This window comes from Crocosphaera sp. (assembly GCF_030064895.1).
GTDB lineage: Bacteria > Cyanobacteriota > Cyanobacteriia > Cyanobacteriales > Microcystaceae > Crocosphaera.
The window spans coordinates 54,070-77,316 of sequence record NZ_JASJEB010000010.1 but is presented as its reverse complement, the minus strand read 5'-3'; the positions used below and the strand labels follow the sequence as shown (position 1 = coordinate 77,316).

Annotated in this window: 27 protein-coding genes; 10 read left to right on the top strand and 17 right to left on the bottom strand. The window is 36.6% G+C overall.

Going from position 1 to position 23,247, the window contains the following annotated elements; all coding sequences use genetic code 11:
* Positions 1-3: 3 nt before the first annotated feature.
* Together QNJ66_RS04675 and QNJ66_RS04670 are read right to left on the bottom strand one after the other, a co-directional pair.
* Positions 4-441 (bottom strand): PIN domain-containing protein, encoded by a 438-nt coding sequence (locus QNJ66_RS04675; RefSeq protein WP_300503494.1) that lies wholly within the window; start codon positions 439-441, stop codon positions 4-6.
* A complete protein-coding gene (locus QNJ66_RS04670; protein ID WP_300503492.1) occupies positions 438-707 on the bottom strand; it encodes an AbrB/MazE/SpoVT family DNA-binding domain-containing protein in 270 nt (89 codons plus the stop codon). The genes QNJ66_RS04675 and QNJ66_RS04670 overlap by 4 nt, the downstream gene beginning before the upstream one ends.
* 144 nt (positions 708-851) lie before the next feature.
* Here QNJ66_RS04670 and QNJ66_RS04665 point away from each other — a divergent pair, with 144 nt between their 5' ends.
* Together QNJ66_RS04665 and QNJ66_RS04660 are read left to right on the top strand one after the other, a co-directional pair.
* Positions 852-1,523: a HEAT repeat domain-containing protein gene (locus tag QNJ66_RS04665; protein WP_300503491.1), complete on the top strand. Its 672-nt coding sequence runs from the start codon at positions 852-854 to the stop codon at positions 1,521-1,523.
* 93 nt (positions 1,524-1,616) lie between these two features.
* Complete coding sequence (locus QNJ66_RS04660; RefSeq protein ID WP_300503489.1) at positions 1,617-2,144, top strand: phycobiliprotein lyase; 528 nt, start codon at positions 1,617-1,619, stop codon at positions 2,142-2,144.
* A 17-nt stretch (positions 2,145-2,161) separates the two neighbouring features.
* On the opposite strand, the gene QNJ66_RS04655 is transcribed toward QNJ66_RS04660, so the two are convergent.
* Positions 2,162-2,725: a hypothetical protein gene (locus QNJ66_RS04655; RefSeq protein ID WP_300503487.1), complete on the bottom strand. Its 564-nt coding sequence runs from the start codon at positions 2,723-2,725 to the stop codon at positions 2,162-2,164.
* 19 nt (positions 2,726-2,744) lie between these two features.
* Between QNJ66_RS04655 and QNJ66_RS04650 the strand changes: the two genes are divergently transcribed.
* The 3 genes from QNJ66_RS04650 (at position 2,745) to QNJ66_RS04640 (ending at position 4,513) form a co-directional block, all read left to right on the top strand.
* Entirely contained in the window at positions 2,745-2,903 is a 159-nt protein-coding gene (locus QNJ66_RS04650; RefSeq protein WP_300503486.1) for a hypothetical protein, read from the top strand.
* Positions 2,904-3,009: 106 nt separating this feature from the next.
* Positions 3,010-3,945, top strand: coding sequence for an NAD-dependent epimerase/dehydratase family protein (locus QNJ66_RS04645; protein WP_300503484.1), 936 nt, complete (start codon positions 3,010-3,012; stop codon positions 3,943-3,945).
* A gap of 73 nt (positions 3,946-4,018) precedes the next feature.
* The gene (locus tag QNJ66_RS04640; protein WP_300503552.1) at positions 4,019-4,513 is read left to right on the top strand and encodes a pentapeptide repeat-containing protein; all 495 of its coding nucleotides are present in this window, start codon (positions 4,019-4,021) and stop codon (positions 4,511-4,513) included.
* A gap of 346 nt (positions 4,514-4,859) precedes the next feature.
* On the opposite strand, the gene QNJ66_RS04635 is transcribed toward QNJ66_RS04640, so the two are convergent.
* The 4 genes from QNJ66_RS04635 to QNJ66_RS04620 form a co-directional block, all read right to left on the bottom strand.
* Positions 4,860-5,363, bottom strand: a complete 504-nt coding sequence (locus QNJ66_RS04635; RefSeq protein WP_300503482.1) for a hypothetical protein — start codon at positions 5,361-5,363, stop codon at positions 4,860-4,862.
* Between the two features lie 19 nt (positions 5,364-5,382).
* Complete coding sequence (locus QNJ66_RS04630) at positions 5,383-5,868, bottom strand: hypothetical protein (protein ID WP_300503480.1); 486 nt, start codon at positions 5,866-5,868, stop codon at positions 5,383-5,385.
* Positions 5,869-6,050: 182 nt separating this feature from the next.
* Positions 6,051-6,173 (bottom strand): hypothetical protein, encoded by a 123-nt coding sequence (locus tag QNJ66_RS04625; protein WP_300503478.1) that lies wholly within the window; start codon positions 6,171-6,173, stop codon positions 6,051-6,053.
* A 101-nt stretch (positions 6,174-6,274) separates the two neighbouring features.
* Positions 6,275-7,216, bottom strand: a complete 942-nt coding sequence (locus QNJ66_RS04620) for a hypothetical protein (protein ID WP_300503476.1) — start codon at positions 7,214-7,216, stop codon at positions 6,275-6,277.
* A 380-nt stretch (positions 7,217-7,596) separates the two neighbouring features.
* Between QNJ66_RS04620 and QNJ66_RS04615 the strand changes: the two genes are divergently transcribed.
* Positions 7,597-7,935: a hypothetical protein gene (locus QNJ66_RS04615; RefSeq protein WP_300503474.1), complete on the top strand. Its 339-nt coding sequence runs from the start codon at positions 7,597-7,599 to the stop codon at positions 7,933-7,935.
* On the opposite strand, the gene QNJ66_RS04610 is transcribed toward QNJ66_RS04615, so the two are convergent.
* On the bottom strand, positions 7,932-8,396 hold the full coding sequence (locus tag QNJ66_RS04610) for a two pore domain potassium channel family protein (protein ID WP_300503472.1): 465 nt from the start codon (positions 8,394-8,396) through the stop codon (positions 7,932-7,934). The two genes, QNJ66_RS04615 and QNJ66_RS04610, sit on opposite strands and share 4 nt — an antisense overlap.
* A gap of 216 nt (positions 8,397-8,612) precedes the next feature.
* On the opposite strand from QNJ66_RS04610, the gene pyrR reads away from it, so the two are divergent.
* Both pyrR and QNJ66_RS04600 read left to right on the top strand, forming a co-directional pair.
* Positions 8,613-9,152, top strand: coding sequence for a bifunctional pyr operon transcriptional regulator/uracil phosphoribosyltransferase PyrR (gene pyrR / locus QNJ66_RS04605; protein ID WP_300503550.1), 540 nt, complete (start codon positions 8,613-8,615; stop codon positions 9,150-9,152).
* A gap of 3 nt (positions 9,153-9,155) precedes the next feature.
* Entirely contained in the window at positions 9,156-10,397 is a 1,242-nt protein-coding gene (locus QNJ66_RS04600; RefSeq protein ID WP_300503470.1) for a competence/damage-inducible protein A, read from the top strand.
* Positions 10,398-10,618: 221 nt separating this feature from the next.
* Here the strand turns inward: QNJ66_RS04600 and QNJ66_RS04595 are convergent, their stop codons facing one another.
* The 9 genes from QNJ66_RS04595 to QNJ66_RS04555 all read right to left on the bottom strand — a co-directional run bounded on the left by QNJ66_RS04595 (position 10,619) and on the right by QNJ66_RS04555 (position 20,449).
* On the bottom strand, positions 10,619-11,542 hold the full coding sequence (locus QNJ66_RS04595) for a nucleoside hydrolase (RefSeq protein WP_300503468.1): 924 nt from the start codon (positions 11,540-11,542) through the stop codon (positions 10,619-10,621).
* A 23-nt stretch (positions 11,543-11,565) separates the two neighbouring features.
* Positions 11,566-11,811 (bottom strand): HNH endonuclease, encoded by a 246-nt coding sequence (locus QNJ66_RS04590; RefSeq protein ID WP_300503466.1) that lies wholly within the window; start codon positions 11,809-11,811, stop codon positions 11,566-11,568.
* A 261-nt stretch (positions 11,812-12,072) separates the two neighbouring features.
* Positions 12,073-12,288: a DUF2949 domain-containing protein gene (locus tag QNJ66_RS04585; RefSeq protein WP_300503464.1), complete on the bottom strand. Its 216-nt coding sequence runs from the start codon at positions 12,286-12,288 to the stop codon at positions 12,073-12,075.
* 445 nt (positions 12,289-12,733) lie between these two features.
* Entirely contained in the window at positions 12,734-13,246 is a 513-nt protein-coding gene (locus QNJ66_RS04580; protein ID WP_300503463.1) for a DUF192 domain-containing protein, read from the bottom strand.
* A gap of 217 nt (positions 13,247-13,463) precedes the next feature.
* A complete protein-coding gene (nblR, locus tag QNJ66_RS04575; RefSeq protein WP_300503461.1) occupies positions 13,464-14,144 on the bottom strand; it encodes a response regulator transcription factor NblR in 681 nt (226 codons plus the stop codon).
* Between the two features lies 1 nt (position 14,145).
* Entirely contained in the window at positions 14,146-15,315 is a 1,170-nt protein-coding gene (gene lptC, locus QNJ66_RS04570; protein WP_300503459.1) for an LPS export ABC transporter periplasmic protein LptC, read from the bottom strand.
* A gap of 216 nt (positions 15,316-15,531) precedes the next feature.
* Positions 15,532-16,959, bottom strand: coding sequence for an FAD-dependent oxidoreductase (locus QNJ66_RS04565; protein ID WP_300503457.1), 1,428 nt, complete (start codon positions 16,957-16,959; stop codon positions 15,532-15,534).
* Positions 16,960-17,265: 306 nt separating this feature from the next.
* Positions 17,266-18,435, bottom strand: coding sequence for a chromate efflux transporter (gene chrA, locus QNJ66_RS04560; RefSeq protein WP_300503456.1), 1,170 nt, complete (start codon positions 18,433-18,435; stop codon positions 17,266-17,268).
* Positions 18,436-18,469: 34 nt separating this feature from the next.
* On the bottom strand, positions 18,470-20,449 hold the full coding sequence (locus QNJ66_RS04555) for an amylo-alpha-1,6-glucosidase (RefSeq protein WP_300503454.1): 1,980 nt from the start codon (positions 20,447-20,449) through the stop codon (positions 18,470-18,472).
* A 345-nt stretch (positions 20,450-20,794) separates the two neighbouring features.
* On the opposite strand from QNJ66_RS04555, the gene QNJ66_RS04550 reads away from it, so the two are divergent.
* On the top strand, positions 20,795-21,298 hold the full coding sequence (locus QNJ66_RS04550) for a hypothetical protein (RefSeq protein WP_300503452.1): 504 nt from the start codon (positions 20,795-20,797) through the stop codon (positions 21,296-21,298).
* Between the two features lie 138 nt (positions 21,299-21,436).
* Positions 21,437-22,978 (top strand): pitrilysin family protein, encoded by a 1,542-nt coding sequence (locus QNJ66_RS04545; RefSeq protein WP_300503450.1) that lies wholly within the window; start codon positions 21,437-21,439, stop codon positions 22,976-22,978.
* Positions 22,979-23,247: the final 269 nt, after the last annotated feature.

Sequence of the window (23,247 nt, the reverse complement as noted above, 5' to 3'; positions counted from 1 at the left end):
CTGCTACAATTCCTGAGTAACAATAGAACGGATATCTTGAATAAACTCTGAGGGAGTTTGAATTTTTATCCTTGTTCTTTCAGCAACTTTTTGAGTAAAATCCTTAGTATTTAAACTCAGTAATCTATCGGTCTTAGCTAATAAAGCAGCAGATAAAATGGGAGCATCTTTAGCTTCAATAATATCAATATAGGCTGCAAATTCTTCTAGAGAAGGGTTAGGCAAAATTTGAACATTTATATTATTAATGAGGTCATCAAAAATAGGAATTACTTTGGGAAGTTTTTTGTTAAGATTTCTTCGACATTCTTCTAACACTTGTTCTGAAATTAATAGCTTATATAAACCTATTTCTGCCATAGTTAAGACGACTCGACTTGCACCAGTTGAAGATGCAGACCCTGCAATTAAGATACTAGAATCAGCAAAAATTAATTTCATGATTCATATTTTTCTTTATATATGATCTTTCTTTCATCTTCCAATCCTTCTAATAATTCCTCTAAACTAACTTTTTCTTGTTCTCTAATAGCAGTAATTTGCTCATTTAATTGAGGAACTTTAGTTTGTTTTGAAGTTAATATAATTAACTCCTCAATTTCTAATAAATTTAGATAATCTCCTTCATGAAGATTGAGTTTATCTTGAATCACTTTAGGAACAGTAATAGTTCCATCTTGTTGTAAGCGAATAGGAAATGATTTCATAATCCCAGTTAAATATCTATGCTTCTAGTTTAACTGAGAAAGATAATTAATGATTACGTCCATAACAGAATATGGGCGATCTGTGCTCTCGTTGTAAAAAATCGTTACAATGAAAGCAAGAAGTTATGAAGAAATGTTACAAAAATGATTAATGCTGACCTCCAACAGATATCCTTGCAACTAGAAAGCGAAAACTCCCGCGATCGCCTCTTAGCCTTAGCCTCTTTACGGGAAGTCTCAGCAGAAGAAGCAGTCCCTTTAATCAAAAAAGTCTTAGACGATGAAATATTACAAGTTAGGTCAATGGCTGTTTTTGCATTGGGAGTCAAACAAACAGACGAATGTTATCCCATTTTAGTTAAACTGTTGGAGAGTGACCCAGACTATGGCATTCGGGCTGACGCGGCTGGTGCTTTAGGCTATCTAGAAGACCCTCGGGCCTACGAACCCTTAGCTAGAGCATTCTACGAAGACACGCAATGGTTAGTCCGTTTTAGTGCTGCTGTTTCTTTAGGGAACTTAGGGGACATTCGCGCCAAAAACCTCTTGTTACAAGCTTTAGACAGCAAAGAAACCGTGATGCACCAAGCAGCTATAGCAGCCATAGGAGAGATCAAGGCCGTCGATGCTATTGACCATATCTTACGCTTTGCCAACTCAGAAGATTGGTTAGTGCGTCAACGTCTAGCACAAGCTTTAGGGAATTTTAACATAGAAAAGAGTGTTGCAGCTCTCAAATTTTTAAGCAAAGATTCTCAACCCCAAGTCAGGGAAGCAGCTTTATTCTCCCTAAACCTCCTGCAAACTAATAGTTAAGAAGTACGGTAACTCTCATGATACAATTAGGGTTATGGGATAGCCGAAATTTAACCCATCACCCTATTTTAAGCAGAGAATTAAACAGTATTCATGGACATACAAGCCTTTTTAGAATTATGTGTTGGTCAATGGTTTTCTCAGCGAACTAGCTATCAGTTTAATACTGAAAAAGCCGAAAGTAATAAATCAGAATTAACAGTAGAATGGTTAAACAGTGACGATTCTTTAGTTGTCTCTCTTTGTCAACAATATCGTATCGATCCTAATCAGGCCATCGGCGGTCAAAAAATTAGCTGGAATAGTTCCAGTGACTATGGACAGAAAAAGCAAACAGGAAACGCAACAATAATTTTAATTCCTGATAGTAACCAACCAGAAGTAGGAAAAATTATACAAACTTTTCAGTCTCAACCTGCATCCCCAGGAAGCTACAGTTTAGGAGAAGATGAGGCATTAACTTTAACCCTAGAACTTGGAGATTTTTCTATGGAAGAAAGAATCTGGTTTGCTAGTGATAACTTACGACTGCGTACCAGTTTAATTAAAGGAAATAATGGTTATAGTCGTACAGCTTTTTATTCAGAAATTCGCCGACTTCCCCCACAACAAGCAGCTTAAACTATTTGGGTTAGAAGCTAACGGTATTTACTTCTGAGTTTCTGCCTTTTTTGTATTACTTCTTCCATTTCTTCTTGATCTGTTAACAATTCTTCAAGCTGTTGCTGTAAATCATCTATCTGTTGTCGAATTTTAGATTGCTGTTGCTTGATATTATCAAGAATTTCAGTATCGCTTGGTTCTATAGTATGGTTTTCTAGCCTTTCATCTCCAGCAAAAAAATAGTACGATGGACGGCGACCACTCCCTGGAACACACTCAAGATATCCTAAATCAGTTAATTGACTTAATCTTTCTCTAACAGCAGAATCTCCTGGCTTAATGCTACCTTCTCTTTCTTCTATTACTTCTAAAACTTCTTTTGTTGTAATCTGACCTCTGCGTTCAAGAAGATTTTCAACAATTTCCCAAATGAAAATACCAACAGGATCTAAACTTGAGTCAATACTAGATTCAGTTTGATTGTCTTCATCTTGTGTATTGTCGTCTAACTGCAAATTTTCATCAGACACTAGCAAAGACAAATCCGTGGAAGCTACAGCTTGCGATTTGTTGTTTAATTGATCATCATTAATATACATAGTCAGAAGCCTCAAAGATTTGAGGTCAGGCTGTATAGATCCCAAATGGGTTCTATGGGTTGGAGAAGACCATTGGCCAACTTTGGGTGAAGTTATTAAAGAAGCAGAAGATTTGTATTGGTCTAATCAAGATAAACTAGACTATCCTGATAGTTATCCTGATTTAGACTTAAGATGATGATAGTTTATTTCTATTTTTTTTAACCGATCACAAAATAAAATTAAAATCACTTCAAAACTGTAGTATTCTAATCTAAAGTAGTTTAAAAAAATCGAGGGAAAATATGCGTATTTTAATCATGGGGGGAACCCGTTTTATTGGGGTTTATCTCACCAAAGAATTAGTAAAACAAGGCCACGAAGTAGTATTATTCAACAGAGGCAATAAACCAGCACCCATTGAAGGGATAAAACAAATTCACGGCGATCGTAAAGATGCAAAACAGTTAAAAGAAAAGTTAGCATCCGAAAGTTTTGACGCAATTTTTGATAACAATGGTCGAGAATTAAGCGATACTCAACCCCTAGTAGAAATCTTCAATGATAAAGTTAAACATTTTGTCTATGTAAGTTCAGCCGGAGTTTATTTAAAGTCCGATCAAATGCCTCATATTGAAGGAGATAAAGTTGATCCCAATAGTCGTCATAAAGGCAAATTTGCCACAGAAAGCTACTTAGAAAAATCGGGTATTCCCTGGACTTCTATTCGTCCCACTTATATCTATGGCCCACAAAATTATAACGATTTAGAAGCTTGGTTTTTTGATCGAATTGTCAGAAATAGAACCATTCCTATTCCTGGTAATGGCTTACATTTTACCCAATTTGGTCATATCCAAGACTTAGTTAAAGGTATGGCTGCGGTATTAGGAAATGATCAAGCTATTGGAGAAATTTATAACATTTCAGGACAACGTTATGTTACCTTTGATGGGTTAGCTAAAGCTTGCGCTGTTGCTGCTGGGAAAGCTGGTGATGACATCAACATTGTTCACTATGATCCCAAACAATTTGACTTTGGTAAAAAGAAAGCCTTTCCCTTAAGAATGCAGCACTTTTTTGCTGATATTAATAAATCATTACAGGAATTAAATTGGCAGCCTGAATATGATTTAATTAGTGGGTTAAAAGACTCCTTTGAAAACGATTATTTAGCCTCTAAACGAGAGCAAGCTGACATTGATTTTAGTTTAGACGAACAAATTTTATCAGCGTCTTAATAGTAAGGTGGGCATTGCCCACCTTACAGTTTAGAATTAATATAGAATAATAAAATTTATGGAGACTAAAAGTATGATTCGCGCCAATTTTAGACGACTTTTGTTATTGTTAACCTTAATAGCTACCTTATTTTTCGCTAATCCGATATTGCCTGTTATGGCAGTAGATTACAATAGAGCTAACTTAGTAGGAGTGGATTTTTCCGGTCAAGATTTGCGTGAAGAAGCTTTGTTTGACCATGCTAACCTACGAGATAGTAATTTTAGTCATGCTAATGTGCAAGGGGTTCGATTTTTTAGTGCTAACTTAGACTCAGCAAATTTTGAAGGAGCGGATCTTCGCTATGCGGATTTAGAAGTTGCTCGTTTAACCAATGTTAACTTTACTAATGCAATTTTAGAAGGAGCATTTGCCACCAATATTTTAGTACAAGGAGCAATTATTGATGGGGCAGATTTTACCGATGTATTGTTAGATCCCAAAACTGAAAAATATTTATGTACGATCGCGAAAGGAACTAACCCCATTACAGGAAGAAATACTAAAGATACTTTATACTGTCCTTAAATTCTACGGTTCAAAAAGACCAAGAAACCAGAGAAAGATGGGCTTAGACCGAGAGAAAAAGTTAACTGGTACGAAGCTGTCGAATTCTATCCAAGTCTATCTAACTCACATCTTGCACCAAGAAAAGTTGATATGAGAAGCAATGCCTAAAATTCATATCTGATGGGCTTAGACATTAGTTCTCTTTTTAATTTAGAGAACAACAATCAAGAACTAAGAAAAACCAAACGCACTGTTTATTTTACTGCACCCGATGGCCAGGTTTTTTTTCATTAGTATATAAATCTAACCAACTTTCGGGTGTGGGCTTCGATTGAAACAAAAAACATTTATTTTTTCCGCCTTTTTAGCTGATAGTTCGTCTTAACAAACGAGATAATAAATTATCCCTTAATGCTTCAAAATATAACCATAAAGGAAACTGATAATATTCCAGGAATAACCAAAATAAACAACTGAGATGACAGAAAAAAGTTAACCCTACCCAAAACCAGGGAAACCAAGCCAAAGGACTATGGGGTAAAACAGGAAATAAATAAGCTCCAGCCGCCACAACTAATGTCGGTAAACTGATAAAACCCAAAGCCAAGAAACCATAACCCCATTGAAACACTTTAACAGCACGAACATTTTGCCAGCGTTTGCCAGTCCAATACCAAGTCAGAGGCAATTGACTATCAACAATAGTAATAGCTTGTTTATCTAGATTAGCCGTAAAAATATGATGACAAAAATTACAAGAAAAGGCCTCCATCAGTGGTAATGTAGAGATTTCTCCATGATGACAGACAGGACAGTAATAAGAACTATAATAGTCTAATACAGTTGGTGACGGACGGGAGTATAACATAGATAAAAATACGATAAACTTAAGCAAAATTAGGGGGAATGGTGTTAGTTTTTGGTGGTTTTAATTTCAAACGACGTAATTGTTGTTGAATAATATTTTGCAATTTAGCACGGGCAATTTCTATTTGTTGCTGTTTGTCCCCAGGAACTTCTCGAAATATGAGACTATCGATAGATTCTATGGAGAAAAGCTGAAACAGTAAATGGGTTACAGGAACAGAAATAATCCGAATTTCAGGATTAATAATTCCTTGAAATGTTTGTGCGTCTTTTTTAGTAGAAAAAGCATAAATAACCCGTTTTTCTTCCTTGGGGTTTCTTCTATTACTCAAAGTTGTCACTAACCAAGACCTATTTGTACCGTGTAAAACGTAATATTTCTCGTGTTGAAGCTGACTCGCAAAAAATTTCAGGGTTGGAGCAACAGCCTTTTCCATCACAGGAATGGGTACCCCATGCTGAGGGGCTTCATTAATGAGAATTTGTAATTGTTCGTCTAAATACATAAAAAATTCTACGTTTATAAACGTTAATCTTGAGTATTTTCCTATTTCCTGATTTTTTCTACTGATATGAACCAGACTGGGTCAGATTAAGTCGGTTTTTGTCAACAGAATCAAGCCCCATGAGCTTTAGAAACATTATCAGCGATCGCTTTGAGAATAAGATTAACCATTTCAGGAATTAGTTAAAATTCCTGAGCTAAGGTGGTTTGTTCTTCAGGGCTGATATTTTTAATCACCCTCAGAATATCAATTATAGTTAACTCCGATGGTAGCGTATCTTTACCACCATCTACCTCTAAGGTCATGTTTTCTTTATTAAATAATAAATTATACCTATTATTGAAAGGGAGATCAGTGGTTGCGGATAAAAAATCTGTTTAAAATAAAATAGGTTCTTGTAGGGAAGCTAATTCCGCATATTTCCATATCGATCAACTTGAGGGGGTTGAATTCCATAGTTAGGAGTGGTTTGATTCTGGTTAGCGGAACTCGGATAATTAGGATTAGAATTTACAGTGGGATAATTATTAGGTGATTGAGCAGAAGGAGGGGAAACCGGAACAGGTGCAGGGGCGGTTCCATTACCATAAGGTTGGCTATAGGGTTGAGGATTACTGTATGTATAAGGATTATTAAAGGGTTGGGGAGAATTATTGGGTTGAGTATAAGGTTGGTTAAAGTAAGGGGTGTTTCTTACTGTATTGGGTGCTGTTTGAGAGTTAGGCTGTGATGAGGGATTCGGGTTAAGATTATTAGGTTGTTGATTATTTTTAGGGGATGTATTGGATGGGTTAACCTCGGGCAAGTCCTCAGAAAAAACTTCTTCTAAAGCATTTTCTAAGGCCGTGTTTTCAGTGTATTCCCCGACATTTTCTAAATCATCAGGTATTTCAATGGGTTTATTTCCATTTTTAGAAGGTTGTAGAGGAGGAAACAAAGAACCCAAATTTTTGACATTAGGCATTAAGGGTTCAAACTTAATAGGGGGACGTTGTTCTTGTTGCAATTCTGGATTATTTCCATCCACAGAGGGAGACAAGAAAGGATTATTTTCGACTCCGGGAGGGACTACAGGAACTCCTTGAGAATTAAGGCGGTTTTGTTCTAAATCCTGTACTGTTACCCCAATATCCACATTATTGCCAACTTCTCCCTCAAATTCTCCATCAATACTCGAAGCAGTTTCTGGGTCATTTCCTAACAATTGGGGATTAAGGGAATATTGCCAGAGAGCTACAGCAACCAGTGCCATAATTCCCAGAGAACCCCAAAGTTTTACACTAGCTAAGGGTTTGAGTCCTGCAATCAGGTAACGAAAAGAGGAGTTGGAGTGTTTAGGATGAGTCATGGTTAGAAGATGATTTTGTCTTTCTTCATTTAGTCTATCTCAGATTTTGAAAGTATAATCTATTCAGAATTCAGAATGTGCTAATTACCGCACCCTTCGGTCATTTCATGTATCATTTAACATTCGTTTGGAAGTAGGCTTGAAACCTCCCCCAAACTTCTTTCTCTCTAAAGGGAGAGGCTTGAAACCAAAATGTTTAATGTTCAATGTTCAATGTTCAATATTTGGTCAAAGGCAAAAATAAAAAAGCACTCATGCAAAAGTAAAGAATAAAGCTTAATTATTCCTGCTGTTTTTATCGCTTTGAATAAAATGGAAGCTAAAATGAGCAAGTGCCGACCCTGTGCTTAACGTCGGGGTTTAGATAAATAAATAACTTGATGATGAAAATTAGAGAAAAATTTCAACAATATCCCACTGATATGCAACAATGGATGGTTCAACAGGAAAAAACTAAATTAACCCGTATTGAAACTGCTTTAAAAAATGGGAAAAAACTCTATGCAAAAATAGAAGACGAAAACAAAGGAAAATGGTTATTAGGAACAACTATTTTATTAGAACAATATTTATCTCTACTACCGAAGCGCAACTGTCCATTAGAAGCAGTATCCGATGATTATATTTTTCAAGTGTGGGAAAGATTAGAGAACGATTCCAGTTTGCGGGAATTAATTGCCCAAGTAGAAACCAGATATGAAGCGTTACTGAAAATCTAGTCTTTTTGACATTTTTTGGGGCGTAACTGTTTCATCAAACTATAAATTAAAGGGGATAAAACCACACCCATCGCTAAGACAAAAACTAAACCACTAAATAGGGCATAAAGGGAAGCAAATAATTTAGCACCATTGGTCATTAAGGGATTGACTGGACCCATGCCACTGAGAATCATCGAAGCCTCCACCGTCGCATCTAACCAAGTTAGTCGGGCTGTCCAATGATAACCTAAAACCCCAATCAAAAGCCCCAAAACAATACAAAGGGCAGACAAGCTTAGATAACTTAAAAAATCTCGCACAAAATGCGTTTCTTGATCTTGATGATCCTTTTCGTTGAACAACCTCTCAATGTCTTCCTTTTCCTTCATGGCCTTAAGAGTAGGACAGTTTTTAGCATGAAGACAAACAGGTTGCGTCTGTTTTTTTGGCGATCGCCTGATTGCGGTTCGACTTTCCAAGTTGTATCCTTTATTTGTTCTAGGAGTTTACCCCATTATTGAAGGATAATCTGGTGTTAAAATCTTCACCCAAAAGGGTGATACCATCGGGTGAGATTGGGGGTGTGGGGAGTGTGAGGATTGTGGGGAGTGTGGGGAGTTTAAATGCGTGTTAGCTTGAAATAAGACCCCGTTGTTAACGGCGAGGTTTAGATAATGATTAAAGTTGATATCAGAATGGTCAAAAAAATACTATCATCTGAAAAAATACGACGAGTAATAACTCGTTTGGCTTCTCAAGTTATTGAAAAATCTGGTAATTTATCGGATATTATTTTATTAGGAATTCACACGAGAGGGGTTCCTATAGCTAATATGTTAGCTCAACAAATTGAGTTATTAGAAAATATTAAAGTACCAGTGGGTGCCATTGATGTAACCTTTTATAGAGATGATTTAGATCGCATTAAAACCCGTACCCCGGCTAAAACAAAAGTCCCTTTCGATCTGACAGGAAAGACAGTTATTTTAGTGGATGATGTCATCTACAAAGGACGAACTATTCGCGCTGCTTTAAACGCAGTAACCGAGTATGGAAGACCAAAAATGATCCGTTTATTGGTATTAGTAGATCGGGGTCATCGTGAATTACCCATTCATCCTGATTTTACAGGAAAAAAATTACCTACCTCTTCCAATGAACAAGTCAAGGTTTACTTAAACGAAATCGATGGCCGTGATGCCGTAGAATTGTTGAATGGTCCTACTGCTAAATAAAAAATGAGTGCAGAAATTATTTGCGTTGGTACAGAACTTTTATTAGGGGACATTGTTAACACCAATGTTCAATTTTTGGCCGAAGAATTAGCTATTTTAGGTATTCCCCATTACTATCAAACTGTGGTGGGGGATAACCCGACTCGTCTCCAAGAAGTCATCACTATTGCTAGTCAAAGATCCTCTATTCTGCTATTTACTGGGGGTTTAGGACCGACTCCCGATGATTTAACCACGGAAACTATAGCGCAACAGTTTAATACTCCCCTAGTGGAAAAACCAGAGGTTATGGAGGATATTCAACGCAAGTTCCAAGCTAGGGGACGAGATATGACCGAAAATAACCGTAAACAAGCTTTAATTCCTGAAGGTGCTGCCATTTTACCTAACCCCACAGGAACGGCCCCCGGTATGATCTGGCAACCTCAAGACAATTTAACTATTATGACTTTCCCTGGAGTCCCTTCGGAAATGAAGCGGATGTGGGCAGAAACGGCTGTTCCGTACCTGAAAAACCAAGGTTGGGGCAAAGAAATCATTTTTAGCAGAATGCTGCGTTTTAGGGGTATTGGTGAGTCTGGTTTGGCTGCGAAGGTGAACCATTTATTTGATTTGACTAACCCAACTGTGGCCCCCTATGCTTCTTTGGGAGAGGTTCGTTTACGTATCTCCTGCAAAACTACCTCTGAAACGGAAGCTAATACTATTATTGAACCAGTAGCTCAAGAGATCATTAAAATCGCTGGAGAGGACTATTTTGGCGAGGATGATGATACTTTAGCGAAGGTTGTGGGGCAGTTGTTGCGCAACAAAAAACAAACTGTCGGGGTAGCTGAGTCTTGTACTGGTGGTGGTTTGGGGGCGATGTTAACGGATATTGCCGGCAGTTCGGACTATTTTTGGGGTGGGGTGATAGCTTATGATAACCGTGTGAAAGTGTCTCTTTTAGAGGTTAGTGCAGAGGTTTTGGAGGAACGTGGGGCAGTTTGTGATACTGTAGCGCAACAGATGGCTTTGGGGGTTAAAAAACGTTTAGGGGTTGATTGGGGTATTAGTATTACTGGTATAGCTGGGCCTGGAGGGGGAACGGAGTTTAAACCTGTGGGTTTGGTTTATCTTGGTATTGCTGGTCCCAATGATGAGGTGGAGAGTATTAAATGTACTTTTGGCGATCGCAGTCGGGAGATTATTCGTTATCTGAGCAGTTGTACTGCTTTGGATAAATTAAGACGAAAATTAATGTAGTGCAAGCATCTTGCTCGCTATATATAGCCTTTCTCGGACTCATGAGGTACACTTAATATCTAACTCCGAATTCCGAACTCCGAACTCCGAACTCCGAACTCCTAAAACTAGAAAACTCTGTACCTCACAAGTATGAGAAGTGCTATATTTATGTACTTATGTGCTGAGTAAGCTTTTATCTTATCTCATTTCTCAAATATTATGACTGATTACTATATATCCTAAAACTTTGTCCATTGTTTGAGAATATAATCATGAAATATATCTTTATCAATTGTATCCATTGCTAAGATATTTCTTCCTTTCTCAACCACTTTAATTCTGCCTTGAGATGTTCCTGTTGTTATTACTTCGGTTTGCCATGATTTAAGGGAAAATAAATCTGGACGATGTAAATAGGAAGTAGCTAAAACATCCCAACAATAATAGTCTTGAGGTATAGCTAAAGCGTAACATAATCCGGCTAAATCTGACAGTTGATACTGTCTTTGTTTGGCTAACCTACCGATAAACTCAGGGGTAACAGGGACTTTATTGGTAATATCTAAGGGACAAACTATCAAGGGAATGTTAGTTTGCCAAATTTTCTCAACAGCGATGGCATCCCAATAAGCATTCCATTCTGCGCTACCATCGTGTTCGGGTGCAAACTCTTTTTCTACATTCCCCGAAATGTTTAATGCACCTCCCATCCAAACTATTTCTTTAATCTTGGTTTCGATGGTTGGGTCAATTTCTAAAGCTGTGGCAACGGTAGTTAATGGGCCTGTTACCATCAATGTAACCGATTCAGAGGCACGGTGCAAGGTTTCCAGCATAAACTGTTGTCCTGTTTGGGAAACTAAGGGGGTTTTGATGGTATTTTCTTGGTTAAGAATAGGAAAATTATCTATTATTAAAGAGTCGCGACGGTATAAAGCTGGAAAAGGATTAATTCCTCTGACGGTACTTTCTGCTACGGGAATATGATCACATCCCATTAAATCAAGTAGTTTTCGAGTTACGTTTAAAGCTGCTTTAATATAACAGTCAGCAGGGGTGACAATAATGCCTAAAATTTCTATATTAGGCATGGTCATTAATAATAATGTTGCCAAAAAATCATCAATTGCGCCATCATGATCGAATAATACTAATTTAGTCATGGTTATTAATTATAATTTTTAAATTAGGTAAAATGACGACGAAACCGAGGATCAAAATGATGTTTTTTGTGTTGGTTACAAGTTTGAAATAGGGTTTGTAGGTTACTGATATTGTTACTTCCTCCTTTTGCTAAGGAAATAATATGATAGATGTTTAACTGGGTTTCTTGTTGTTTTTTACCACAACTTTTACATTGATAGTTATCTTTGTTAAAAACATAATCTTTAACGGATTTTGGGATTTTTATTTTTGGAGTTTTCTTAATCATTTGAAGAATATTATCTAAAGGTGATTGTATGTCATTTATTTTCGGTTCATCGGGAATAAATTATAATTGTATATTAATTTTTACTTTTCCTTTTTTCTGAGTTTTGCCGGACTGTATAATAATTATCGTTCTAAGAGTGCATTAATTAACATAGATAGGCAAATTTTCAGATGGGGGAATCATATTAAAAGTCCAAAAGGTCGTTTATTTTAGTGTTCCCCGTATCCTTAGAAAATTCTCAATTTAAGAAATCGCAATCAACTATAATTCTTGGTTACCAGTGTAAACTGAAGCGTCTAACCAATCATAAATCTTCTCTAACTCGTTCAAATTAATTAAACCATATTGCCAGAGTAACATAGGCAAAGGCCCTTTAGTTTCACTCATAGAACGTTGGGCAATAGCAATAGAATCAGCCGATAAACATAGTTCTTCGTGGAGAAAACGCAAAAATTGTTGATATGTGGTGTGTGGCATAATTATCTTACCTCGAGAATGAATCAGAAATAATGGTTTTGGTTTTCAAAGTTGTTCATGATCTTGATTTGTGGTGGGACTTCATTAATCGTTGAATTGATTTATCCAGAAAAAACCTTCCCAGAGAATGTAAAATTCTGAGTTACTGTTGATCTTCTGTTTACTTTTCAACCCCTCACATAATCAAAGCAACTACTTTTTAATTCCAATAATTACCTTATGTTTCCTTTTTCTCTTCACACCATCAATTACTTTACTGATAACCATCAGTCAAACAACTATTAGGACTTGAAGGCTTTTTATTGTAGAAGATAAGGTCTTCATTTCATCTTATGTGCAGCTCGCATTATAAACAATTTAGAAAATCTATAGATATTTGTCAAGGTCTAAATTAATAAAACTTATTATTATTTAAACCCCGTCTTTTACGACGTGGTCTTATATTTTAAGGGTTCAAGGAGGTCTTTTCTGTAAATTCAATTTCCAGTTGATCACCTGCTTCGATCCCTAACTCTTTAGCCCTTCCTCCTCGTAGTTCAATTACTTGGTTAGCCAAACTTTCAGGTCCGTAAGTTGGACAGGGATCAACGGTACAGGGGGGAACATTGGACAAAACAGCTTTTACCCTGCCATCGATTAAAAAAATCATGTCTAGAGAAATGTTAACATTTTTCATCCAAAATCTAAGAGGACGTAACTCTTCAAATACAAAAATCATCCCCTTATTTTTGTCTAAGGATTGACGATACATTAAACCTATTTGTTGTTCTTCGGTGGTTTTTGCTACTTCCAATTCTATCAGGGTTTCCTTGATAGTAACTGTAGCTTCAATGGGCAGTTGTTGACCGTTTTCTGTAATTTCCTTGTTCACATCATTAGAATATTCTGCTTGTGTTGAAGGGGAACATCCCAATAAAAAAAGACTAATTAAAAGAATTGAACTGATTTGTCTTAACATAACTTTTTAGAATTTAGAATTGATTTTTTCTAATTATTATAAATGATTCGAGAGATTAGGAGTTTGTCACCAATGACAATTATCTATTGTCCTTTATTAATAATAGTTTATTGGAGAAATTTACCTCCGTCTCCCCGTCTCCCCTTCCCCCCCTCTCCCCGTCTCCCCGTCAAATGGCAAGGATATTTTTTCGACAAAAATTAGGATGCTAGATTGCTTATCCTTCTCGCAAAACATAACCCACACCTCGAACGGTATGAATTAAACGTTTATGGTCTTCATTTTCTATTTTGATACGTAAATAACGGATATAAACTTCAATTACATTAGATTCGCCTTGAAATTCATCTCCCCAAACATTTTCTAAAATCTTCTCTCGACTTAAAACTTCTTGGGGATGAGACATCAGATATTTAAGTAACTCAAATTCTTTCATTGTTAAGTCCGTTGGTTTATTATTAACAACAAGTTTTCGGGTTGTCAAATCAAGAATAATGTCACTATATTGTAATTGCTCTTTGACAATTTTGGGAGGAGTTAAATAAAAACAAACTAATTTTAATAGTGCTGGACTATAATCCGTTTTTACCAGATAATCATCGGCCCCTGCTTCTAAACAAGCAACTCTTTCTTCCACTGTTTCTGTATTAATCATCATAATTAGGATCAGAGACTTTTGCAGCTGTCTTAACTGAGTACACAAAGTAAATCCTGTGTTATCGTTAGGCTGACAATTAATTACTACCATGGCCGGTTGATGGGTTTTGACATTTTCCAGCACTTGAAGGCTATCATTAATGATAATCGGTGTATAACCTGCTTCTTTTAACTCAGGACCAATACGATTATTAAACAAATCATCAAGTTTTACGAGAAGAATCGAAGGATTTAAACTCATTTTATTCAGGGAAAATTTCGGTAACAACCCGTTCTTGGCGATCGCTATTAGTGACAATAATATTGTTATCTACTAAAGTACCAACGGCTTTTTCTCCAGTTAAATTTAACTTCGGGTCTTGATTTTGTTCATAAATGACATTACCATAGGCTTCTATGGTTTGGGCGACAACATTCCAGGTTAAATTATTGGAGTACAATGTACTATCATTCATTGTGCTGACTCCTTGAACTCCTCCTTTAAGATACGCGATATTTTCTGCTAGGTTAACATGACCTTCATTACCAGTAACGGTAACATTTTGGGCGTATTGAATCAATTGAACCGGTTGACTCGAATAAACTTGACGGGTTTGATAGTGCCAAATAATTTCATTGGTGGCTATTTGTAGGGGAGGTTGAAGGGATTTATATTCAATATTTTCTTTAATAATGATTTGTTTTTTATCTAAAAGAACTCTGGCCTTGTTAGCTACGAGGCGATCTGTAATGGTTTTATTTTGAAACCGAATCATGGTTAAAAGGCGATCGCCGATAATCGTTTGTTTGGGAATTTGCCAGATTAAATGTTCTGTTTTTAATTGTAACTGTCTTGCTTCCGAGGTAGCTTTAATTTTCCCTGTTAATTCTAATTTTTGTTCCAGGGTGTTATATTTGCCTTCATTGGCAGATGCTTCGAGTTGAGGATGAGAACCCCGTACATTTCTACGGACGGTTAATAGGGAGGTTTCGGGTTGCCATTCCACTTCTTCGCTACGAAGAACTGCTTCGTTACGGGGATCAACCGCGACTACATTATCTTTGAGAAAAATTTCGGCCCCGTCTCGTTGAATAACTCCGTAATCAGATTTAACTTGTAATACGATTTGACCATCTTGGAAAATATTACCTTTAACTGCGGTTAAATTGGCTGTTTTGCGGTCTGGACTGTATTTTGCCTCATCAACTTGTATTTTCCAGAGAATTTCTCCTTCAGCGTTAGATTGTTCTAGGGTTGCATTTTGTAGGGTTAAGTTGGTTTCGTCTCTCGTTTCCCCTGAAGTTTCTAGGTTTTGGGACCCAGGTTGACTCGATTGACAAGCAACTAGGCTTAATAGTAACAGCAAAATCACCCCTTTAAACCATTTTAAGGGCAAATATTTCACTTGTCTGAATTGATGCTGTTGGTTCATTCTTTATATAATGATGGTTGGTTACTGCCGATCCTAACGGGGATAATTATAACGCTTCTTTTGGCTATTCAGCATTTTATACCAGTTTTCAATTCACTGTGTCTGGGGTGGGAAGTGTGGGGAGTGTTGACATTTTTATGTTTAATCTATGCAAATAAAAACTACTTTTAACTACTATTCAAGTTTAATTTCATACATATATTAATTAGATTGTGTCTATTTATTCCATTTTCTACGCCAAAATAGTAGAGTTTCTAAGCAGTTATTGATTAATGTATTCTTTTGCTGTTTTTGTTCTTGCCATTTTTGAGAAATTTGGGATAACATTTCTGATGTTGTTCCGTAGAGAGGAAATAATTGAGCAATTTTCTGAATTTTAAGTTTATTTTGTATAGCTAAAGCGATTAAGTTAATAGTTTCGTCGCTTTGATAACCTATAATATGACATCCTAAAATTATGCCATTTCTCCGAGTAATTACTTTACAAAATCCAGTGGTTTCATCTAATATTTTTGCTTTAACTAAGCTTTTATAATTTTGTTTGATAATAATTAGATCTTCTTTATAAAATTGTTTTGCTTGTGTTTCCGTTAAACCAACTCTGGAAAACATTGGGTTGGTTAACATTCGCATAAGATAATGTTCATAATTTGTTTTAAAAATGGGATAAAAAATAGCATTTTTAACGGCAATACCAGCTTCATAACAAGCTAGATTAGATAAATTATATGAACCAATAGCTTGACCGCAAGCATAAATATTTGGGTTAGTTGTTTGCAATCTATTATTTGTCTTAATTTTATTGCCTTCTATCTTAACTTTTACTCCTTCTAAATTCAATTCTTTTATCTTGAATTGTGTTTGATTATCAATAATAATTTCATCGCCTTCTATGGCTTCATTTCCTGCTTGAATCCATTTTTTACCTTCTATTTTTCTAATTTGAGTAACAGGACAATTAATTAATAAGTTTATACCTTCTGCTTCTAATATAGCTTGAATTAGTTGTGTAATATCTGGATCTTCTTGGGGTAAAATACTAGATTTTTCAATGATAAGTGTAATTGTTTTACCTAAACGGTTTAATTGTTGTGCTAATTCAATTCCTAGTGCATTTTGTGATAAAATAACTAATTTATCAGGAAGTTTATCTATATCTAATGTTTCAGGGGTAATATAACCAACTTCTTTTAATCCTTGAATGTCAGAAATGTTAGATATAGAACCCATTGCCAATAAATAACGACGCGATCGCAAAGTCCTATTTTTAAGCACAAAACCCAGTTTAGGCAATCGACAAAATTCCCCTGATTCTTCTATAATATCTACACCTAAATTTGCTAATTTTTCTAAATTATTAGCTTGTTTAATATCTTCTTTTACTTCATTTTTCCATTTTTTGAGTTGATTAAAATCTAACCAAGAATCTAGATTAATGTTTAAATACCAATTGTTTAAATTGTGCCAATGACGTTCAATATAAGTCAAATAGTTAACAATTAAACTATCAATTTCTTGCCAATACTCATTATTAAAATCTCCTAAAACTAAAGCTACTCTAGGGTTAAATTTAATAGCTTCTGAAGCAGCAAAAAAAGCTTCTAAAGTATTACCAATAATAACAATATCATAATCTAAACTCATAAGTAAGTTATCAGTGAACAGTGAACAGTGAACAGTTAAAAGTTATCAGGTTTTTCAGTTACAATAACACAAAAATGAACTATAGTAGTGCAGCTTGGTGGAAATAAAACAACAGTCACAAAAGCCTCAAATCCTTATCAATCGAAACTTTTGCCTTTTGCATTTTTACTTTTGACTTTCGCGTAGCGGCAATAGTTCTCATATTTTTGAGGTACAGAATTTTCTGGTTTTAGGAGTTATACTAAAGCCGATAAACCCTATGAGATATTCTCTAATATCCGAGGGTTTAATATTATTAAACCCCTACTAAATATAAGATAAACCCCATCCTATAATACTAGATCCCAAGACTACCCAAGCTGTATTTAATTTATACTTAAAAATAGCAACACCGGCCACAATAAGAATAAATATTGCTTCCCAGTTAACAGGAAGTCCATCCGTTGGAACCCAAAGAATTTGATAAAGTAAGTTTAATGTTACCACTGCCATGATAGCAACTGCACTAACATTTACTGCATCTAAAAAAGCTGCTGTCCATTTTGATCTGCGTAATTTTGGGATAATAGGGTTAACAGCCAAAACAATGAAAAAAGAAGGCAAACATATCCCCAATGTAGCGACGAGCGCTCCAGGTATTCCCAAAATTATATATCCTATAAATGTAGCAGTAGAAAGAAGCGGACCTGGGGTAAACTGTCCAATAGCGATCGCATCTAAAAGTTGTTGTTGAGTTAACCAACCATATTGATCAACTAATTCTCCTTCTAAAAAAGCAATTAAAACATAACCACTACCAAATAAAATACTACCAATTTTCAGAAAAAATAAACCTAACTGCCATAAAGACGGGGTAAGCTGATTATCGTTTGTCGCTTTGTCAATATTATTGCTAATGAAGAACACAAGTAGGGGAATGATGTTGGCGTTACTTTCGATTAAAATTAACCCTACCATACCGAATAATCCTCCTAAAAGTAGAGAAATAACTTCATTTAAACCCAATAAATTTAAAACTATTACTAACAGAAAAATCAACCAAAATTTGCGCTGCTTAATCGCTTTTCTTGCCAACCGATACAAGGCCGCAATAATAACTACAATAACCGCCGGTTTGATGCCGAATAATAAAGGCGCAATCTGCGGTAAACTGCCAAACTGAGTGTAAATCATGGCTAAAATAGCAGTCATAGTGATGGCAGGGAATAGGAAGCACACTCCTGCAATAATTAGCCCCCAGACACCTCCATAAAGATAACCAATATGAATGGCCATTTCCGTGGAATTAGGACCCGGAATTAAATTTGTTGCCCCCAAAAGATCCAAAAACTGCGATCGCTCAAGCCATCGACGATCTCTCACCACTTCTGCTTCCATCATACCGATATGGGCAGCCGGTCCCCCAAAACCAATCACTCCCAGTTTGAGAAAAACAGACGCTATAGAGACTAAACGTTGCTTTAAATCCTCTTTCATAGTTTAGTGCTAAATAACTGATCACTGATAACTGCTAAGAAGGATCATTAATTTTTGCCCAAACCCTCAAAACTTCCCCCACACTCCAAGCTTGGGCGAAACAACCTCTAGGGATCATCGGTGCATCACCATCAAAAATCTCGCTAATACTGCCAATACAAGCATCATTGAGATGGTTGGCCATGGGTTCGAGAAAACTGTTAGCTAAGGCACGATCGCCATAAACTCGCCAATGGGCCTCCACAAATGGGCCTATTAACCAAGCCCAGACTGTTCCTTGATGGTAACTCTTATCCCGAGATACTTGATCTCCACCGTAACGGCCTTGATATTGGTGATGGGTAGCACAAAGCGATCGCAATCCATGAGAAGTAATTAACATTTTGGCGACGGTATCCACCACCGACTTTTGTTGTTCCGGTTTAAGTAACGGGGGAGTAGTTTTATTATGAGGTAGAGAAACGGCAAAAATTTGATTAGGCCGCATAGACTTATCGTGGCCGTTGGGACTATCTAAGATATCTTGACAGTATTTTAGGGAAGGATGCCAATATCGTTGGAAACCAGCATGACTATTACGGGCCATGGTTTTATATTCTCCCGTAGGTTGTCCCAAAATGTCCCCAATTTCGATCATAATGGTCAAAGCATTGTACCAGAGGACATTGACTTCGATAGGTTTACCGTGACGGGGAGTTACTACCCATTCTCCTACTTTGGCATCCATCCAGGTTAACTGAGTGCCTTCTTGTCCAGCATAAATCAAGTGATCGCTATCGAGATGAATGTTATAACGGGTTCCTTGACGGTGACATTCAATTACTTCTTGCAGTAGGGGATAAAGGTCTTTTAATAAGGTAATATCTTTAGTCAGACTGTAATAAGTGCGAATGGCTTCAAAATACCAGAGGATGGCATCAACGGTATTATATTGAGGGGTTTGGTTATCATCGGGGAAGACATTGGGTAACATTCCCCCGTCTAAATATTTGGCAAAGGTACTGAGGATGTCGTGGGCAATATCGGGGCGGTTTGTTGTTAAGGCTAACCCGGGTAAAGCGATCATGGTATCTCGTCCCCAGTCAGCAAACCAAGGATAACCAGCAATAATGGTTTTTCCCTCTGGGTTATGGGTGGAAGGGCGATCGACAATAAATTGATCGGCAGCTAAGACTAATTGTTTGATCCAAGGAACTGAAAAATGAGAACAGCGTTTCAGTAACCCTTGTTCGTATTCGTAGCGTTCTTGTAATGCTTGTTTGCCGTTTAAAGAGGGTCGAGGGTTGGTACTGGCAACAAGGGTTAGAGACTCTCCTGGTTCGAGGGTTTTATTAAAAGTAGCTGCGTTGTAGTGATCGTCTCGATCCCATAAGCCCCGATACCTTTCCATGGATAAATCATAACCTAAATGCCAATGATAATTTAAGGTTACATCTGCGCTTTGGGCCCACAAATAAAAGGGAGTTGCTTCGGGATAAGGGGTAACACATAAACCTTGAGGAACTTCCTCCACTCCCATTTTCCACTGTCCTGATTGAGTGGTACCATGATGGTCACGGTAATTAACTAGGGCTTTAATGGATAGTTGGAGAGATTTACTGCCCCGTTTGAAGGTATAACGGGTATAGGTTGTGTTTTCTCCTTGCTGCATCCAAACTCTTTTTTCAATCAGTGCATCTCCGCAAGCAAAAGTCCAGACTGGGATCGTTCCTTCTAGATGAAAACTCTCCATGTTTAGATAGCCTTGGGGAGAGATTGTCCCATCAAACCAACGGTTTGTAAAGCAAGAATAGGTTTGGTAGTCATATTGGATGGTTTCATCCAGTTTTGACAGTAGTAATGTACGCTTGAGGGGTGGGTTTAAGGCAGCGATCAATAACCCATGATAACAACGGGTAATCACCCCTGAGATTGTACCACAACCATAGCCTCCAATGCCGTTTGTAATCAACCATTCCCTTGATTGGGCTGTGCTTAAATTACCGCAAATTTCCCGTCCATACTTAAAGGTCATGAATACTCAATGGGTGAACTCTCCTGGTTAGCAAGATTGTATAAAATTTTTTCCCCAATACTCTATTATTTAACTATGTTTTCTTATTGTGTTAATTGAGTCAATTAGTTCGTTTGACAGTCTCACCCTTAGGACGATCAGACCTTTTCAAGTTCTTGTAGCTGTCTGAATTTTACAGTAGTGTTTTTTGGGTAACTTGATAAAAAACACTTTTGCCCCAGATGGGTGATTATGAAATCTACTTCAATCTTAAAAAACTCCATAGTTGAGGCTAATTAAACTTTGTCTTTCCTTGGATGAAATTTTGTGATATAAGTAATGTGTATATTTTGTGTATTAATTGTTATGAATAAAGATAATTTAAAAAAATTTTTTCCTCCTATCTCAAGGTGGTGGCATTTTTTTATTTTAGCTGTCTTAATTATTGGAATATTTTTTAGATTATTCAATATTGATACAAAAGTCTTCTGGCCAGATGAAACCGATAGTTTATTAAGGATATCCGGGAATTCTCAGCAGGTACTATCTCAGGAAGTTTTTAATAATGGGATTATTACAGCAGAAGATTTACAGCGAAAATATCAAAATGTAGTTCCTGAGAAAAATTTAGGTCATGTGTTGGAAAGCTTATCCAAAGATGTTCATCCACCACTCTATTTTATCTTAGCCCGATGGTGGTTTATGTTAGTTAGTCCTTGGGTTACATCAATCACAGCAATACGCAGTTTTTCGGTTTTTATTAGTTTTTTAGTATTTCCTGCAGTCTATTGGCTATGCTTAGAGTTATTTAATTCTCCATTTATAGGATATATTGCTATTAGTATTTTTGCGATTGATAGCATTTTCTAAGCTGTTTTTCATCTAAACTACATATTGTCAAGTTAAGGAACAAGTTAGTAAACCTGTCTCACTTTCTCAAAGTCTCTCTGTCAGTTTTTGATATGCTAGGAAAGAATCTATTAATTTTTGAGAACTTGTCTTATTCCTATGGTCATTAAGTTGTTCAACTTATCTCGTTTGATTCGTTACGCGATTAGCCTTATTTGTCTTGTCTTAGTTCTAGGGACAAATGTTCCAGCTTTGGCACAAACCCAATCTTCTTCTATCACTCCTTATTTGAATCGTGCGATCGAACGCATAACAGAATTTACTTTAGATAATGGCATGAAATTTATTATCAAGGAAAATCATGATGCGCCGGTGGTTTCTTTTGTTACTTATGCTGATGTTGGGGGAACCGACGAACCGGATGGAAAAACAGGAGTAGCTCATTTTTTAGAACATTTAGCGTTTAAAGGAACCACAAAAATTGGCACTAATAACTATCAAGAAGAACAAGAAATTTTAAGTCGTTTAGATAAAGTTTCAATGGAATTAAAAGCTGCCAAGAAAGCAGGCAATGAAGAGGAAATAAAAAAATTAACAGCAACTTTTGAAAAAATACAAGCTGAAGCATCTAGTTATGTCCAACAAAATGCCTTTGGACGTATTGTAGAAACGGCAGGAGGTGTTAATATTAATGCACAAACTAGCCCAGATGCAACCCTTTACTTTTATAGTTTTCCCTCCAATAAATTAGAGTTATGGATGTCTTTAGAATCAGAAAGATTTTTAGATCCTGTTTTTCGAGAATTCTATAAAGAGCAAAATATTATCTTAGAAGAAAGACGTTTACGCACGGAAAATAATCCTATCGGTAAAATGGTAGAAGCTTTTTTAGGAACTGCTTTTACCGAACATCCTTATAAACGGCCGACTATTGGTTATAACGAAGATATACGCAACTTAACCCGTCAAGATATTCGAGACTTTTTTGACATTTATTATGGACCAAACAACCTGACAGTTTCTATTGTAGGTGATGTTAATCCCGAAAAAGTTAAACAGTTAGCACAAATTTATTTTGGTCGCTATGGCAAAAAACTAGAACCTCCTAAAGTGACGAAAGTAGAACCAAAACAAAGAGAAACTAGAGAAGTTACTTTAGAATTAGCCTCTCAACCTTGGTATTTGGAAGGGTATCATATTCCTGCTATAAGTCATCCTGATAATGCCATTTATCAAGTGATTTCTACCCTATTAAGTTCCGGTCGCACTTCTCGTTTATATAAGTCTTTAGTTGAGGAAAAACAAGTGGCTTTAGGGGCCCAAGGATTTAATGGTTTTCCTTCGGATAAATACCCTAACTTGATGTTATTTTACGCTCAAACTTCTCCCCAAGCATCCATAGAAGAAGTAGATCAAGCTTTATCTTTAGAAATTGAAAGATTGAAAACTGAACCTGTTTCTGAAAAGGAATTACAACGGGTTAAAAATCAATTACGAGCCGGTTTATTACGTTCCCTTGACTCTAATTTAGGCATGGGTAAAGCGTTGGTTGAATACGAAGTAAAAACAGGTAGTTGGAGGAATTTGTTTGAGCAAGTCCAGGCGATCGAATCAGTTACTGCTGCTGATATTCAACGAGTAGCAAAAGCAACTTTTGTCCCTGAAAACTTGACTATTGGACGCATTTTACCTAATTCTTAATCCCATAATAACATTGACAATTACCGAAAATTTGGGTTTAAAGCCCCGTCCCTCTTGCTCCGTCCCTATGTCTGAGGGAACCTCAGACGGGGCGGTGCGCTTTTAGGAGGGCTTTTATTATGTATAATTAGAGTATAGCGGACAGGGTAATCAACCGCTCTAAAAACCCAGTGGCCTAATGGCAACGCACCTTGAAAACTCAGGCTATGGGGTTCTGTACAGAAAAGCTTGTACAGGTAAAAGCCTTCAGCATCAAGTACCAGACAAAC